Raw genomic sequence first — 14,532 nt, forward strand, 5'->3', positions numbered from 1 at the left:
ACTTACGAGCGTACCCAATTCGGTATGCCGTCGTAGTCATTCCTTACGAAGAGCCTCATCGTCGGATCATGTTCAGACTGATAGATCTGAGAGTATCCAGCATCCTCATACAACTGCGGATCAACGTCGCTATCCGTAAGCACATAAGTGAACTTGTACTGGTCCAATATAGGCTTGACGTTCTTGTTGACTCCAATATCATTTACTTGGGAGAGATAATCATACTTTCCATTAAGCTTCTCGGACCATATTTCAAAGCGCGGATCGATGAAACAGCGGTATCCATACATAAACTCCAGATACGGACTGCTATTATAGCACAGTATGGTAGTACGTGAACGCGCCTGCGCCCACTTGTCAGCCCCTGTGTCAGCGGCAGCCTCAGCGTAGCCTGATTCGATGATACTACTGACCCGATCGAAGTCATCGTAAGCAAAGTGGCTGGTAGACTGACGCACGGCCAGTAGAGCGGATGCGCCAAAGCAAATCACGATGATCGTGGCGCAGTTCATACAGTTTTTTGCGACACCCAAGTTCAGAAGTCTCCTCGTGCTCAAGTCAACACTCCCCATGAAGACTATCACGCAGGGTAGAAGGAGACTGTAGTTTCTTTCCTGCCGCAGCGTAAGCACAATTGCACCGACAAGGAGGAGCAGCCACATTCTATTAATCTCGCGCCGACGACCCTCCTTGACACTGGAGTAGATATACAGGGTCAGAAAGACTATGAGGGAAATGCCGGCTAACCCTCCCCTATCAAAAGCCCCAGGAGCGCGCATCTCGACAATGCCCATATTCGAGATCACACCCATGCTCCTGAAGATATATAGGTGCATATCCAGACCATACGGATTAAGGAATGTAACCGCAAGCATAAGACAAAGCACGCCAAAAACAACCAGGCGCTCCTTCTTAGAAAGATCCCGTTGCAACACCATACCCAAAAATGGCACCGCAAAGGGAAGAGGCCAGAGCGCGCCATGAAGATTGATGAAGAGGACGGCCATCGGAACGTAAGCTAAGAGGACAACAGGACGTCTTTTCTCGGCAAAACGCTGCCATATCAGGGCAGAGAGCAGAATAGTGAGGATATCGAATATTCTGGGGTTCAATTTGAACACAGGTCCAACCAACACCGTGAAGGCGGCGAGTAAGTATGCTGTGTTCAGTTTGGCTGCATCCCCGAAGTCACGCCCGATACTCCTTTGTCCACCCTTGATCAGCTGCAGCGAGATCAGCAGTATGCCTACCCACAGGAGGTACATCAGGATGACGGGGCCAAGCACGCCAAACATGTCATAGACGCACCAAAGGAGATAGGCGTAGAGCCATTGCTGGGCAATGTATCTCACGCCCGTGAACATGCCGAACTGCTCCTCATGCGGAACACCATGAGCAACGATGTCTCTCCCCGTGTTGAGGAGAAACCAGGTGTCGTTATCGTACAGAATCTCACTTATAGAGATGTAAGCGATAAAGGCAACCATAGTGATGGCGAGGATAGCGACGACGAGTGGACCAACCCTTTGCACCGGAACGTCCTTAGTGTTAGCCCTTGACCGGCCAAGACTATCCATCAAGCTCATGAGGTTCCCTCTTTCCTTCCTTCCTCAAATGACGTCAGCCCTGCAGTGTCATCTCACGCATAGCAAAAGCTCTCTTACTGTAGTATTCCACGGGCTACGACGCAAGCCCCAGATCCTCATGCAGCTCCTTCTCCCTAGTAAGGAGGGATTCGGTGGGCATCTCGCTCTCGTCGTGTGTACGCCTGGCAGCAACGCGTACCGCATTCATGTGGGACTTGAACGGCGCACCAGTGGGATTTACGTGACTTTGATGCTCATCCTCTCGTACCGCCGCGACGAGTCTCCTCGATACCGCTGCGTTCAGAGCGACGACCATAGCCACCCTGTCAAGTGCCCTCCTTCTGGCAGCTGCCCGACTCGCTGCAGCGGCTGCCCGACTAGCCGCAGCGCTGTCCAGTGGTTTCTGACCACCCTTGTCAGTGGACGCAGCTGACGGCCGACGTTCGGGGCAAACCTTTGGCACACGCTGCGCTATGATGGCGGCCCTCTTTCGCATCTCGAGAGTCACTGCGGAGCCCGTAGTCCTAGTGCGGGACGACGCGAGCGCGGCCTTGCCCGCCACGGAATCGGCAGCAGGTGGAATCCGAGCGACCAGCGCGGATTGTGCAGCAGCTAGGTTGGACGCACGAGCCGCCGTCTTCGTCGCAGCCATACTAGACTCCGGCACCGTTGCCTTTGAGCCAGTTGTCACGCTCGCCGTGGTCGCATGAGCTATGGCTGAGGCTGACTGGGACTGATTGGTGACCTTCGACGCAGTATCCAAGGATGCCGGCGTTGGCTCAACCTGACCTTCACGCGTATAGGCAGCACCTTTAAACCCAACGCTTATCAGACCGGTGCCGCTGTCCTTCACCATGCCATCGGAAGCTTTGATGACGGGCAGGCCATCGATGTTATCGCCATCCAAGCGCTCAAAGAGAACCTCCCTCACGCTCCGAGGGCTTTCGACAGCCTTCGCGGCAGGCACATTGTGAGGTTCTTCGCTGGCGACGGGGGTTACAAACTCGCCCTCGATGCCAAGCGCAAGACGCTCCACCTGGTGCTGAGACGCCATTTGATCCTTAGGGGTCATCTCCATTATAAGTGCGTCAACATCAGCGACCTGTATGTCATTCCCCACCGGCATGCTATAATCAACGACAGCGGTGCGTTCTTCGGCTTGTTCCCTCGCTTGCCTCCTTCGCCTCGATATCTTGAGGAAGACGGCGATGGCGCCTGCCGCAGCTAGGACGCCAACGGCAGCGCCGATTACAAACTCATGCGGGAGGCCGAAAGATGTCGAGTTCGTTGCCGCATATGCGCAGCTGGGAACACTAACGGTACCAATCCCCATGAGCCCTGCCCATATCGCGGGATTTATCCTTTTTTCCGTAGACATACGTTCACCTCCGCCACATCTGAAGGCTTAGGACGGGACCTCCATGAGAAATCTCACGCAGTGTCAGCGAGCGCGAACGAAGCATCACATGCACGAACAACGGCTGGGTTTGTCTCATCTGCGCGTACCGTCATTAAGCATTCATCTGCCTATATCATGTGTACATACTATAACAAATGTGAGTAGTGTGGGACAACAATCTTTTCTATAGCCAAAAATCAGCAAAAAATGTGATCTGTGTAAAAACAGAAGGCAGAGGCTACGCCCACGCCGCCCCTGCCTCCCGCATGTCCCATCATACAACACAAAACCTACAAACCAACGTCTGGCATGACAGACGGCCTGACGTGATACGCGTAGGTTACTTCCCCATCAAGTTCGAGACGGCATCGTTAACGTCCTTTTCGTCGATACCTCCTGACTTCCCGCTACCGGAGGTGACCTTACCCAGCACACCCTGAAGACCTCCAAAGCTCTGCAGGAGGCCGAGGATCTGGTCTCGGCCCAGATCGAGTCCCACGTTCTCCTTCACAATTTTTGCGACGCCATCCGCCTGAGTCTCGACGTCCTCATCGACCAGCTCCCTCAGCTTAGAGCTAACCTCCGGATTGCTTGTGAACGCAGATATCATCTTTCCGATCTCGAGTCCGCCTACCCCCATGCCTTCTCCTCTTTTCCGCCCCTCACGGAGCAATCAGTGACTGAACGTAAGACCACAGGCGACATCGCGCACGTGAGCGCATAAGCAGCCTGTACCATAGTAACAGGATAGCACAACGCTCTTTGAAAGTCCCCGTCGCATGCCCTATAACTCGACGGAGAGTCGCGCAAGCCTGCGCGCGCAGCCAACACACACCCACAGCACGACAGGGATCAACTCGGCGAGTGCGATGGCCAACACGGCCCCCACGAGGGATGAGGCCGAGAGGAACGCCGCGTCACCTAGGTGCATGATGACAAGGAGAGCCTGAGGTGCGATGAGCGCAATGGCAAGGAAGGCACCTCCGATGATGTAGGATACGGCCGCTTTGACCCCCATGATCTGCTCCTCGCTTTCCCATGAGAGCCTGGGAAACCGCGCCCCCACGCCAAACGTCAGCATCCCAACGAGCGTCGCGTCAAGCAAAAAGAGAAGCACGAGGTAAAGTACTCTTGCCAGGGGCAGCCCAAGGACCGCAAGCACCACCAGCAGCACTACCAGAAGCGGCAGGGTGGCAAGGGCAAGAAGGGGAAGAAGCTTTCCGATGAGGTAGGCTGTCCAGTTCATGGGAAGCGACCTGAGGTAGGCGAAGTCTCGCCCGTCTCGGCTGACCGCCGTCATATAGGTCACGGTGGAGAAGCTCGTCGTCGCCACCAGCCCCAAGACAGCGAGGGTCGAAAAATCCAGTCCCTGGGGACCCAGGGCGAGGGCGCGCAGCAGGCCGAGGATCGTGGCGGCATCCCGCCCTTGCAGCCGTGCCGTGGCGGCCAGCACCATCATGCAGACGAAGTAAAGGGGGGCCAGCGCCTGCGTGAGAATGAACTTGTTGAAGAAATAGGCGCAGCGCACCGTCTGAAGCCAGTCACGCGCAAGGTTAGCTCCAAACTGACCTCGCTGCCTGAGGAGTCCTTTAAGGTCTGGGTTCCTCGCCCTGGCGCCCTCGCCGAGGGCTGTTCTTTTTCCCAACCCTGCCCCCATAGAACCAAGTGCCCGGACACCTGGAAGATAGAGGTGACCGGCGACATGCCAGAGCGCCATCGCCATGCCAAGCGTGAGGGCGATCATACCGACGAGCGACGCCAACGCATAGATGGGTGAACTCGAGAAGAGAGCCTCTGCCAGCAGGATAGGCGGACAGGAGACGCCCAACACCACAAGGAGCGCAGGCGCGCCCATTGCGGTGACGGTCACCTGCAACGTCATCTGTTGCAGAGAGGTAGTGCATGCGAGCTGTGGCTGCAGCCACATTCCAAAGGCAATCGTCAGCAACATTTCCATAATACCAAAGAGTTTAGTGAAGCGATCCTTGTCACGCGCGAAGCGCGACAGACGCATCAAAAGGATGACGAGCATCGTCATGAGGAACTCTGACGAGAGGGTAACGCACAGAACGGCCACTACCATGAGCGCGACGGTAAGAGGACCTGAGCCTGCGGCGATCGTCCAAGCAAGGACAAAGGAGAGCATGAGCGCGAAGTTGCCCGCAAAGCTCGGGAGGATAAACATCAACATGCGCGACCAGATGATCGCACCAGCATCTATGGGGAGCACAAGGTAGAAGTTGATATCACTCGTATAGTACAGCACGTTGGCCGCCTGATTCATGCCTGAGAAGAGACCCATCCACACCAATATTGCAGCCGTCAGCCTGAGTCCCGCAACCAGATCATGGCTCATAGTCCCCGCAACCACACCGACAAGAAACATGAACGCCACTCCGGCAATGAGGGGAAGCGTCGCGAGAACCTTACGCACAAGGCGGCCAGAGGCTGCAGAATCGTCACGTCTCGCATCCCCCCTGCTCATCGCCCAGAGAAGGAGCCTGAACGTGGCCCATTCTCTCCTACACCACGCGTACAATCCCCTGCACATGAACCCTCGACCCTCGCATAGCTACCGTCCCACGTTTGACTGAACTATGACTGATAATATATCATGGTCGCTTATGGAAGGCGTGCCATATGGCATAGGTCGAATCCAACTGGCAGAGGGATCAGAGGAGGTTCTGTGATGGAGATTCAGAAGGGCGCCGAGGCCCAGCCCTGGGAGGACCGTGGTGGGGCCGGCCCGTCGCGCTGGCTCCCGCTCGCGGCCGTCGCCCTCTGCCTCGCCGTCGCCGTGGGCTACTGCGTGGCCAAGCGGGGCTTCTTCGTGGACGAGGTCTGGTCCTACGGCTACGCCAACAGCCACTACGCCCGCGTCCTGAGCGACGTGGCCGGCGGCGACCTCGCCGGCGCGACCCTCACCCGGCGGGACCTGCTCGACTACGTCTCGGTCGGCGAGGGCGAGCGCATGGACGCGGGCTCGGTCCTCCACAACCAAGCGCCCGACCTCCACCCGCCGCTGTTCGGCCTGGCCCTGAACGCCGCCTCGTCGCTCGCGCCGGGCGCCTGGTCCAAGTGGGCCGGCCTGGGCCTGAACCTCGCCTGCCACGCCGTCGCCCTGGTCGCGCTCTGGGCGCTGCTGCGCGAGCTCGGCTGCTCGAGGGCCGCCTGCGCCTGCGGGGTGGCGCTCTGGGGCCTCAGCCGCGCGGGGCTCTCCGACGTGCTCTACATCAGGATGTACGAGATGCTCACGGCCCTCACCGTCCTGCTCGCCCTCGAGCTCGCGGCCCTGATGCGCGAGGGCGCCTCCGGCGGGGCGCGCCGCCTGCTGCCCGCCGCCGTCGGGGCCACCGTCTTCCTCGGCCTCATGACGCAGTACTACTTCGCCATATACGCCTTCCTCGCCTGCCTGGCGGCCGGGACCCACCTGCTCAGGCGCCGGCGCCTCGGCGAGGCGGGCGCCCTGGCCGCCTGCGCCCTGGCGGGCGTGGGCCTCTTTTTGCTCGCGTGGCCGGCTGCTTTCTACAACCTGCCCGCTGGAAAGAATCCCTCGATCGCAATGTCGGGCGAAGGGGCATTTTATGCCCTGCTCAACGTCCCCGCGTGGCCCGAGAGACTCTCAACGTTCGGGAGGATGATAATACAGGCTCTGCCCGCTGTAATTTTAGTGTGGCTGCTCTCGGCATGGGGAACCATACGTTCCAAGCAGGAGGTCCACGCTGGGGATAACACATTCGAGGATACCCTCCTGACGTCACATATCCGTAACATCATCCTGCCCGCTTTTCTCTACCTCCTCATTATTGCCCTCATAGCTCTTTTTGAGGAACCAAGATTTATCTATAATATTTGCCCCCTGATCTCGGCAGCCGCAGCAGTGTCCTTAGACGCATGGTTCCGTTCAATGCCTCAAGAAACGCGTAGCCGTCAGATCAAGGTCGTTATCGGAGCGCTTACCGCAGTATTGCTCATCTTCGCTATATTCTACAAGCCTGCTTACCTCGGGGAGGAAGCCTATGCGCAACAAGAGGCTGTGGTGCCCTACGCTGCCGACCCCTGCGTCTACATTGTTGGACGAGGGAAGACCACAGACAGTGCGAATCTCTCCATCACCGCAGACGTACCGCAGCTTCTAGAGTTCGAGGACGTCCACTTGGAGACAGACCCCACCTCGGCGGGCATCGCCGCCTACCTCGCGTCCAAGGGCAACCCCGACGAGATAGTGCTCTACGTCGACACAGTTACGTATCCTAACCATGTCAACTATGGAGACACCACATCGCTTGACAGCGAGGCGATATCGGACCTGGTGGCAAAACGTTTGGGATACTCACGAAAGACGCTCATAGAGCGTGTGGGTCCTGATGCGCCAGTTCTATCCGAGGCATACCTGCTCAGGCGCTAGACCGTCAACGCCGGCCATGGGGACGGGACGGCGCGCCACAGCGCCCGCCGGCCGGGCGGCGGGCACCGCGCCCACATCCGAAGGAGGGAGTTCGCTATGAGGAACACGGGGCCAGGGGGCAAGGGCACGGACGCAGGCGGCGGGGCCGGCCCGTCGCGCTGGCTCCCGCTCGCGGCCGTCGCCCTCTGCCTCGCCGTCGCCGTGGGCTACTGCGTGGCCAAGCGGGGCTTCTTCGTGGACGAGGTCTGGTCCTACGGCTACGCCAACAGCCACTACGCCCCCTTCCTGAGCGACGTGGCCGGCGGCGACCTCGCCGGCGCGACCCTCACCCGGCGGGACCTGCTCGACTACGTCTCGGTCGGCGAGGGCGAGCGCATGGACGTCGGCTCTGTCCTCCACAACCAGGAGGGGGACCTCCACCCGCCGCTGTTCGGCCTGGCCCTGAACGCCGCCTCGTCGCTCGCGCCGGGCGCCTGGTCCAAGTGGGCCGGCCTGGGCCTGAACCTCGCCTGCCACGCCGTCGCCCTGGTCGCGCTCTGGGCGCTGCTGCGCGAGCTCGGCTGCTCGAGGGCCGCCTGCGCCTGCGGGGTGGCGCTCTGGGGCCTCAGCCGCGCGGGGCTCTCCGACGTGCTCTACATCAGGATGTACGAGATGCTCACGGCCCTCACCGTCCTGCTCGCCCTCGAGCTCGCGGCCCTGATGCGCGAGGGCGCCTCCGGCGGGGCGCGCCGCCTGCTGCCCGCCGCCGTCGGGGCCACCGTCTTCCTCGGCCTCATGACGCAGTACTACTTCGCCATATACGCCTTCCTCGCCTGCCTGGCGGCCGGGACCCACCTGCTCAGGCGCCGGCGCCTCGGCGAGGCGGGCGCCCTGGCCGCCTGCGCCCTGGCGGGCGTGGGCCTCTTTTTGCTCGCGTGGCCGGCCGCCCTCGCGCACCTGGGGGCCCATAACAGCTCGTCAGGCGTATCTGGCGGGGACGCCCTGACCAGATTTGTCGATCTCGCGGCATGGCCCGAGAAGTTCTCTCAGTTCGGAGAATATATTATAAGGGATATGTCCATTGCCATAGCGTGGCTGCTCTCGGCCTGGATCGCTGTTCACCTAGGCCGACGTAAGACCCAAGTCCCCACGACTGAGCGCGATGGCACGTCGTCGATCATCGTCGCAATCCTCGTGCCTGTACCCATAGTCATCATCCTCATCATCATAATTGCTCCTTACCTCTCACCGAGGTACCTCTACAGTTCCCTCCCACTGGTCGCGGCCGGGACCGCCCTGTCGCTGGACACATGGTTTCGACAGATACCAGAAAGCCAACGACGCCGCAAAGTCATATTTGTGACCGGGACAACTATGGCAGTGCTGCTTCTCTTATGTGTCGTAATGAAACCTATGTATCTTGGTGACTATGAGTATGCGCAGCGAAAGACTGTGGCACCCTACGCCGCTGGACCCTGTGTCTATCTCATCAAGCGAGGGTACACCGATGCTGGCTTGGCGAATCTCTCCATCACTGCCGACATGTTGCAACTCATGGAGTTCGAGGACGTCCACGTGGAGACAGATCCAGCCTCGGCGGGCATCGCCGCCTACCTCGCGTCCAAGGGAGACCCCGACGAGGTGGTGCTCTACGTAGACGTGTCTGGCACCACCAGCACCCGGGCGGGCGAGGGGACCGCCAGCACCCGGGCGGGCGAGGGGACCGCGAGGGAGGTTGCGGGGAGGCTTGGCTACTCCAGGTGTACGTACGTCAAGGGCTTCTCGGGCGCCGATAACGGATACAACTCATCCGAGACCTACCTGCTCGGGCGCTAGGTCGTCAACACCGGCCATGGGGACGGGACGGCGCGCCACAGCGCCCGCCGGCCGGGCGGCGGGCACCGCGCCCACATCCGAAGGAGGGAGTTTGCTATGAGGAACATGGGGCCAGGGGGCAAGGGCACGGACGCGGGCGGCGGGGCCGGCCCGTCGCGCTGGCTCCCGCTCGCGGCCGTCGCCCTCTGCCTCGCCGTCGCCGTGAGCTACTGCGTGGCCAAGCGGGGCTACTACTTGGACGAGGTCTGGTCCTACGGCTACGCCAACAGCCACTACGCTCCTCTGCTGAGCGACGTGGCCGGCGGCGACCTCGCCGGCGCGACCCTCACCCGGCGGGACCTGCTCGACTACGTCTCGGTCGGCGAGGGCGAGCGCATGGACGCGGGCTCTGTCCTCCACAACCAGGAGGGGGACCTCCACCCGCCGCTGTTCGGCCTGGCCCTGAACGCCGCCTCGTCGCTCGCGCCGGGCGCCTGGTCCAAGTGGGCCGGCCTGGGCCTGAACCTCGCCTGCCACGCCGTCGCCCTGGTCGCGCTCTGGGCGCTGCTGCGCGAGCTCGGCTGCTCGAGGGCCGCCTGCGCCTGCGGGGTGGCGCTCTGGGGCCTCAGCCGCGCGGGGCTCTCCGACGTGCTCTACATCAGGATGTACGAGATGCTCACGGCCCTCACCGTCCTGCTCGCCCTCGAGCTCGCGGCCCTGATGCGCGAGGGCGCCTCCGGCGGGGCGCGCCGCCTGCTGCCCGCCGCCGTCGGGGCCACCGTCTTCCTCGGCCTCATGACGCAGTACTACTTCGCCATATACGCCTTCCTCGCCTGCCTGGCGGCCGGGACCCACCTGCTCAGGCGCCGGCGCCTCGGCGAGGCGGGCGCCCTGGCCGCCTGCGCCCTGGCGGGCGTGGGCCTCCTTCTGCTCGCGTGGCCGGCCGCCCTCGCGCACCTGGGGGCGGGGGGCGCCGGCGCCACGCCGGGCACGTCGGGCCAGGGGGCGCTCGCCGCCCTGCTCTACGTCCCCGCGTGGCCCTTGAGTCTTTTGTGGTACGGCCTGAACACCCTGAAGGACATGGTCGTCGCGATCCTGGCGTGGGCGCTCTCGGCGTGGGCGCGCATCCGCCTCGGGCACGGCGAGGGCGGTCGCGAGGGGGAGGCCGGGGGCGACGGCGGCGCGTCGTCGGTCGTCGTCGCGTCCATCGCGCCGGGGCTGCTCACCCTCGTCCTCGTCTCCCTAGCGGTTCCTCACCTCTCAATGAGGTACCTCTACAGCTCCTGCCCGATGGTCGCGGCCGGGGCCGCCCTGTCGCTGGACGCCTGGCTGCGCCGCCAGCCCGGGGGGCGGGGCCGCCTGGCAGCCCTCGCGGCCCTGGCGATGGTGGCGGCGCTTTTCGCCTTCGACGTCGTGATGCCACCAGTCTCCCTCGGGGAGGAGTACGCCCGACAGCGGGAGCTCATGGCACCCTACACCGCCGACCCCTGCGTCTATCTGGTGGGAAGCTCGTACCAAGAGCCTGCGGATAACAACTACTCCATCACCTCCGACGTACCGCAGCTCATGGAGTTCGAGGACGTCCACGTGGAGAAGGACCCCGCCTCTGCGGGCATCGCCGCCTACCTCGCGTCCAAGGGCAACCCCGACGAGGTGGTGCTCTACGTCGATGTATACCCGCAAAGCAGCACGCTCAACGGTGAGGAGACCGCAGCCGAAGTCGCACGATCGTTCGGCTACCACGATCGAGAGCTTATCCAAAGCTCGGAGGTGGCTGGCTACAGCTCGTCCGAGACCTATCTGCTCAGGCGCTAGGCTATTCAGCCTCATCGGAACAGAGAAAGGAAGTTTCATGGGAACGGGACGGGAGGAGCATTCGACGGGAGGACGGCAGTGTCTACCCGAGTTTGGGCGATCATGGCTCCCGCTCGCGGCCGTCGCCCTCTGCCTCGCCGTCGCCGTGGGCTACTGCGTGGCCAAGCGGGGCTTCTTCGTGGACGAGGTCTGGTCCTACGGCTACGCCAACAGCCACTACGCTCCTCTGCTGAGCGACGTGGCCGGCGGCGACCTCGCCGGCGCGACCCTCACCCGGCGGGACCTGCTCGACTACGTCTCGGTCGGCGAGGGCGAGCGCATGGACGCGGGCTCGGTCCTCCACAACCAGGAGGGGGACCTCCACCCGCCGCTGTTCGGCCTGGCCCTGAACGCCGCCTCGTCGCTCGCGCCGGGCGCCTGGTCCAAGTGGGCCGGCCTGGGCCTGAACCTCGCCTGCCACGCCGTCGCCCTGGTCGCGCTCTGGGCGCTGCTGCGCGAGCTCGGCTGCTCGAGGGCCGCCTGCGCCTGCGGGGTGGCGCTCTGGGGCCTCAGCCGCGCGGGGCTCTCCGACGTGCTCTACATCAGGATGTACGAGATGCTCACGGCCCTCACCGTCCTGCTCGCCCTCGAGCTCGCGGCCCTGATGCGCGAGGGCGCCTCCGGCGGGGCGCGCCGCCTGCTGCCCGCCGCCGTCGGGGCCACCGTCTTCCTCGGCCTCATGACGCAGTACTACTTCGCCATATACGCCTTCCTCGCCTGCCTGGCGGCCGGGACCCACCTGCTCAGGCGCCGGCGCCTCGGCGAGGCGGGCGCCCTGGCCGCCTGCGCCCTGGCGGGCGTGGGCCTCCTTCTGCTCGCGTGGCCGGCCGCCCTCGCGCACCTGGGGGCGGGGGGCGCCGGCGCCACGCCGGGCACGTCGGGCCAGGGGGCGCTCGCCGCCCTGCTCTACGTCCCCGCGTGGCCCTTGAGTCTTTTGTGGTACGGCCTGAACGCCCTGAAGGACATGGTCGTCGCGATCCTGGCGTGGGCGCTCTCGGCGTGGGCGCGCATCCGCCTCGGGCACGGCGAGGGCGGTCGCGAGGGGGAGGCCGGGGGCGCGTCGTCGGTCGTCGTCGCGTCCGTCGCGCCGGGGCTGCTCACCCTCGTCCTCGTCTCCCTAGCGGTTCCTCACCTCTCAATGAGGTACCTCTACAGCTCCTGCCCGATGGTCGCGGCCGGGGCCGCCCTGTCGCTGGACGCCTGGCTGCGCCGCCAGCCCGGGGGGCGGGGCCGCCTGGCAGCCCTCGCGGCCCTGGCGATGGTGGCGGCGCTTTTCGCCTTCGACGTCGCGATGCCACCAGTCTCCCTCGGGGAGGAGTACGCCCGACAGCGGGAGCTCATGGCACCCTACACCGCCGACCCCTGCGTCTATGTACTGGGCCGCGAGTCGAGCGACGCTGGTTCCATCGTTGCCGACATGTTGCAGCTCATGGAGTTCGAGGACGTCCACGTGGAGACAGACCCCGCCTCGGCGGGCATCGCCTCCTACCTCGCGTCCAAGGGCAACCCCGACGAGGTGGCGCTCTACGTAGACGTGTCTGGCACCACCAGCACCCGGGCGGGCGAGGGGACCGCGAGGGAGGTTGCGGGGAGGCTTGGCTACTCCAGGTGTACGTACGTCAAGGGCTACATGGGCGCCGGCGACGGGTACAACTTGTCCGAGACCTACCTGCTCGAACGCTAGGTCGCTAGAACGTAACAGCTGGGCTGGCCCTGCCGGAAGGATAGGTGTTTGACCCGTCGAGCGCGACGGGCGTGGAAGGGAGACATCATGGAAGAGAACCGAACGAAGAGCCCGATGCAGGACGGCGGGGCCGGCCCGTCGCGCTGGCTCCCGCTCGCGGCCGTCGCCCTCTGCCTCGCCGTCGCCGTGGGCTACTGCGTGGCCAAGCGGGGCTTCTTCGTGGACGAGGTCTGGTCCTACGGCTACGCCAACAGCCACTACGCCCCCTTCCTGAGCGACGTGGCCGGCGGCGACCTCGCCGGCGCGACCCTCACCCGGCGGGACCTGCTCGACTACGTCTCGGTCGGCGAGGGCGAGCGCATGGACGTCGGCTCTGTCCTCCACAACCAGGAGGGGGACCTCCACCCGCCGCTGTTCGGCCTGGCCCTGAACGCCGCCTCGTCGCTCGCGCCGGGCGCCTGGTCCAAGTGGGCCGGCCTGGGCCTGAACCTCGCCTGCCACGCCGTCGCCCTGGTCGCGCTCTGGGCGCTGCTGCGCGAGCTCGGCTGCTCGAGGGCCGCCTGCGCCTGCGGGGTGGCGCTCTGGGGCCTCAGCCGCGCGGGGCTCTCCGACGTGCTCTACATCAGGATGTACGAGATGCTCACGGCCCTCACCGTCCTGCTCGCCCTCGAGCTCGCGGCCCTGATGCGCGAGGGCGCCTCCGGCGGGGCGCGCCGCCTGCTGCCCGCCGCCGTCGGGGCCACCGTCTTCCTCGGCCTCATGACGCAGTACTACTTCGCCATATACGCCTTCCTCGCCTGCCTGGCGGCCGGGACCCACCTGCTCAGGCGCCGGCGCCTCGGCGAGGCGGGCGCCCTGGCCGCCTGCGCCCTGGCGGGCGTGGGCCTCCTTCTGCTCGCGTGGCCGGCCGCCCTCGCGCACCTGGGGGCGGGGGGCGCCGGCGCCACGCCGGGCACGTCGGGCCAGGGGGCGCTCGCCGCCCTGCTCTACGTCCCCGCGTGGCCACAGAGTCTCCTACAGTCTGGCCGATACGCCCTGAAGGACATGGTCGTCGCGATCCTGGCGTGGGCGCTCTCGGCGTGGGCGCGCATCCGCCTCGGGCACGGCGAGGGCGGTCGCGAGGGGGAGGCCGGGGGCGCGTCGTCGGTCGTCGTCGCGTCCGTCGCGCCGGGGCTGCTCACCCTCGTCCTCGTCTCCCTGGTGGCTCCTTTTCTCTCGGCGAGGTACCTCTACAGCTCCTGCCCGATGGTCGCGGCCGGGGCCGCCCTGTCGCTGGACGCCTGGCTGCGCCGCCAGCCCGGGGGGCGGGGCCGCCTGGCAGCCCTCGCGGCCCTGGCGATGGTGGCGGCGCTTTTCGCCTTCGACGTCGCGATGCCGCCGGCCTACCTCGGGGAGGAGGACGCCCGACAGCGGGAGCTCATCGCACCCTACGCCGCCGACCCCTGCGTCTACCTGGTTAATCGAGGAGATGAAGGGGTTGGTTGGGCGAATCTCTCCATCACCGCAGACGTACCGCAGCTCCTGGAGTTCGAGGACGTCCACGTGGAGAAGGACCCCGCCTCTGCGGGCATCGCCGCCTACCTCGCGTCCAAGGGCACCCCCGACGAGGTGGTGCTCTACGTTGACATGTATAACGCTCCTAGCAACCGGACGGGTGAGGAAAACGCAAGAGAGGTTGCGGGGAAGCTTGGCTACTCCAGGTGTACGTACGTCAAGGGCTACATGGGCGCCAACGAGGGCTATATCTCGTCCGAGACCTACCTGCTCGAGCGCTAGGCCTCTCTGATGTCAATGACGAAAACTACCA

At 64.1% G+C, this 14,532-nt stretch carries 9 protein-coding genes; 5 read left to right on the top strand and 4 right to left on the bottom strand.

The features are described 5' to 3' along the window. Positions 1-2 precede the first annotated feature (2 nt). From ADJ70_RS06620 to ADJ70_RS06635, 4 genes are all read right to left on the bottom strand, one after another. Positions 3-1,586, bottom strand: a complete 1,584-nt coding sequence (locus ADJ70_RS06620) for a hypothetical protein (protein ID WP_050344448.1) — start codon at positions 1,584-1,586, stop codon at positions 3-5. A 94-nt stretch (positions 1,587-1,680) separates the two neighbouring features. Next, positions 1,681-2,964, bottom strand: coding sequence for a hypothetical protein (locus ADJ70_RS06625; protein ID WP_050344449.1), 1,284 nt, complete (start codon positions 2,962-2,964; stop codon positions 1,681-1,683). 361 nt (positions 2,965-3,325) lie between these two features. Continuing rightward, positions 3,326-3,625: a hypothetical protein gene (locus ADJ70_RS06630; protein ID WP_050344450.1), complete on the bottom strand. Its 300-nt coding sequence runs from the start codon at positions 3,623-3,625 to the stop codon at positions 3,326-3,328. Between the two features lie 144 nt (positions 3,626-3,769). Then, positions 3,770-5,536 (bottom strand): hypothetical protein, encoded by a 1,767-nt coding sequence (locus ADJ70_RS06635; protein WP_172674455.1) that lies wholly within the window; start codon positions 5,534-5,536, stop codon positions 3,770-3,772. Between the two features lie 138 nt (positions 5,537-5,674). On the opposite strand from ADJ70_RS06635, the gene ADJ70_RS06640 reads away from it, so the two are divergent. The 5 genes from ADJ70_RS06640 (at position 5,675) to ADJ70_RS06660 (ending at position 14,501) form a co-directional block, all read left to right on the top strand. Continuing rightward, positions 5,675-7,393, top strand: a complete 1,719-nt coding sequence (locus ADJ70_RS06640; RefSeq protein WP_050344452.1) for a hypothetical protein — start codon at positions 5,675-5,677, stop codon at positions 7,391-7,393. A gap of 96 nt (positions 7,394-7,489) precedes the next feature. Continuing rightward, positions 7,490-9,208, top strand: a complete 1,719-nt coding sequence (locus tag ADJ70_RS06645; protein WP_050344453.1) for a hypothetical protein — start codon at positions 7,490-7,492, stop codon at positions 9,206-9,208. A gap of 96 nt (positions 9,209-9,304) precedes the next feature. Next, positions 9,305-11,002 carry a hypothetical protein gene (locus ADJ70_RS06650; protein ID WP_050344454.1) on the top strand — a complete coding sequence of 566 codons (1,698 nt, stop codon included), beginning with the start codon at positions 9,305-9,307 and terminating at the stop codon, positions 11,000-11,002. Between the two features lie 37 nt (positions 11,003-11,039). Further along, entirely contained in the window at positions 11,040-12,725 is a 1,686-nt protein-coding gene (locus ADJ70_RS06655; protein WP_050344455.1) for a hypothetical protein, read from the top strand. 87 nt (positions 12,726-12,812) lie between these two features. Beyond that, entirely contained in the window at positions 12,813-14,501 is a 1,689-nt protein-coding gene (locus tag ADJ70_RS06660) for a hypothetical protein (RefSeq protein ID WP_050344456.1), read from the top strand. Positions 14,502-14,532: the final 31 nt, after the last annotated feature.

The sequence above is a fragment of the Olsenella sp. oral taxon 807 genome, from assembly GCF_001189515.2.
Lineage (GTDB): Bacteria > Actinomycetota > Coriobacteriia > Coriobacteriales > Atopobiaceae > Olsenella_F.

Coding starts and splice junctions, on each gene's coding strand:
- ADJ70_RS06620 (WP_050344448.1), bottom strand. CDS start 1,586: ATGAGCTTGATGGATAGTCTTGGCCGGTCAAGGGCTAACACTAAGGAC.
- ADJ70_RS06625 (WP_050344449.1), bottom strand. CDS start 2,964: ATGTCTACGGAAAAAAGGATAAATCCCGCGATATGGGCAGGGCTCATG.
- ADJ70_RS06630 (WP_050344450.1), bottom strand. CDS start 3,625: ATGGGGGTAGGCGGACTCGAGATCGGAAAGATGATATCTGCGTTCACA.
- ADJ70_RS06635 (WP_172674455.1), bottom strand. CDS start 5,536: ATGTGCAGGGGATTGTACGCGTGGTGTAGGAGAGAATGGGCCACGTTC.
- ADJ70_RS06640 (WP_050344452.1), top strand. CDS start 5,675: ATGGAGATTCAGAAGGGCGCCGAGGCCCAGCCCTGGGAGGACCGTGGT.
- ADJ70_RS06645 (WP_050344453.1), top strand. CDS start 7,490: ATGAGGAACACGGGGCCAGGGGGCAAGGGCACGGACGCAGGCGGCGGG.
- ADJ70_RS06650 (WP_050344454.1), top strand. CDS start 9,305: ATGAGGAACATGGGGCCAGGGGGCAAGGGCACGGACGCGGGCGGCGGG.
- ADJ70_RS06655 (WP_050344455.1), top strand. CDS start 11,040: ATGGGAACGGGACGGGAGGAGCATTCGACGGGAGGACGGCAGTGTCTA.
- ADJ70_RS06660 (WP_050344456.1), top strand. CDS start 12,813: ATGGAAGAGAACCGAACGAAGAGCCCGATGCAGGACGGCGGGGCCGGC.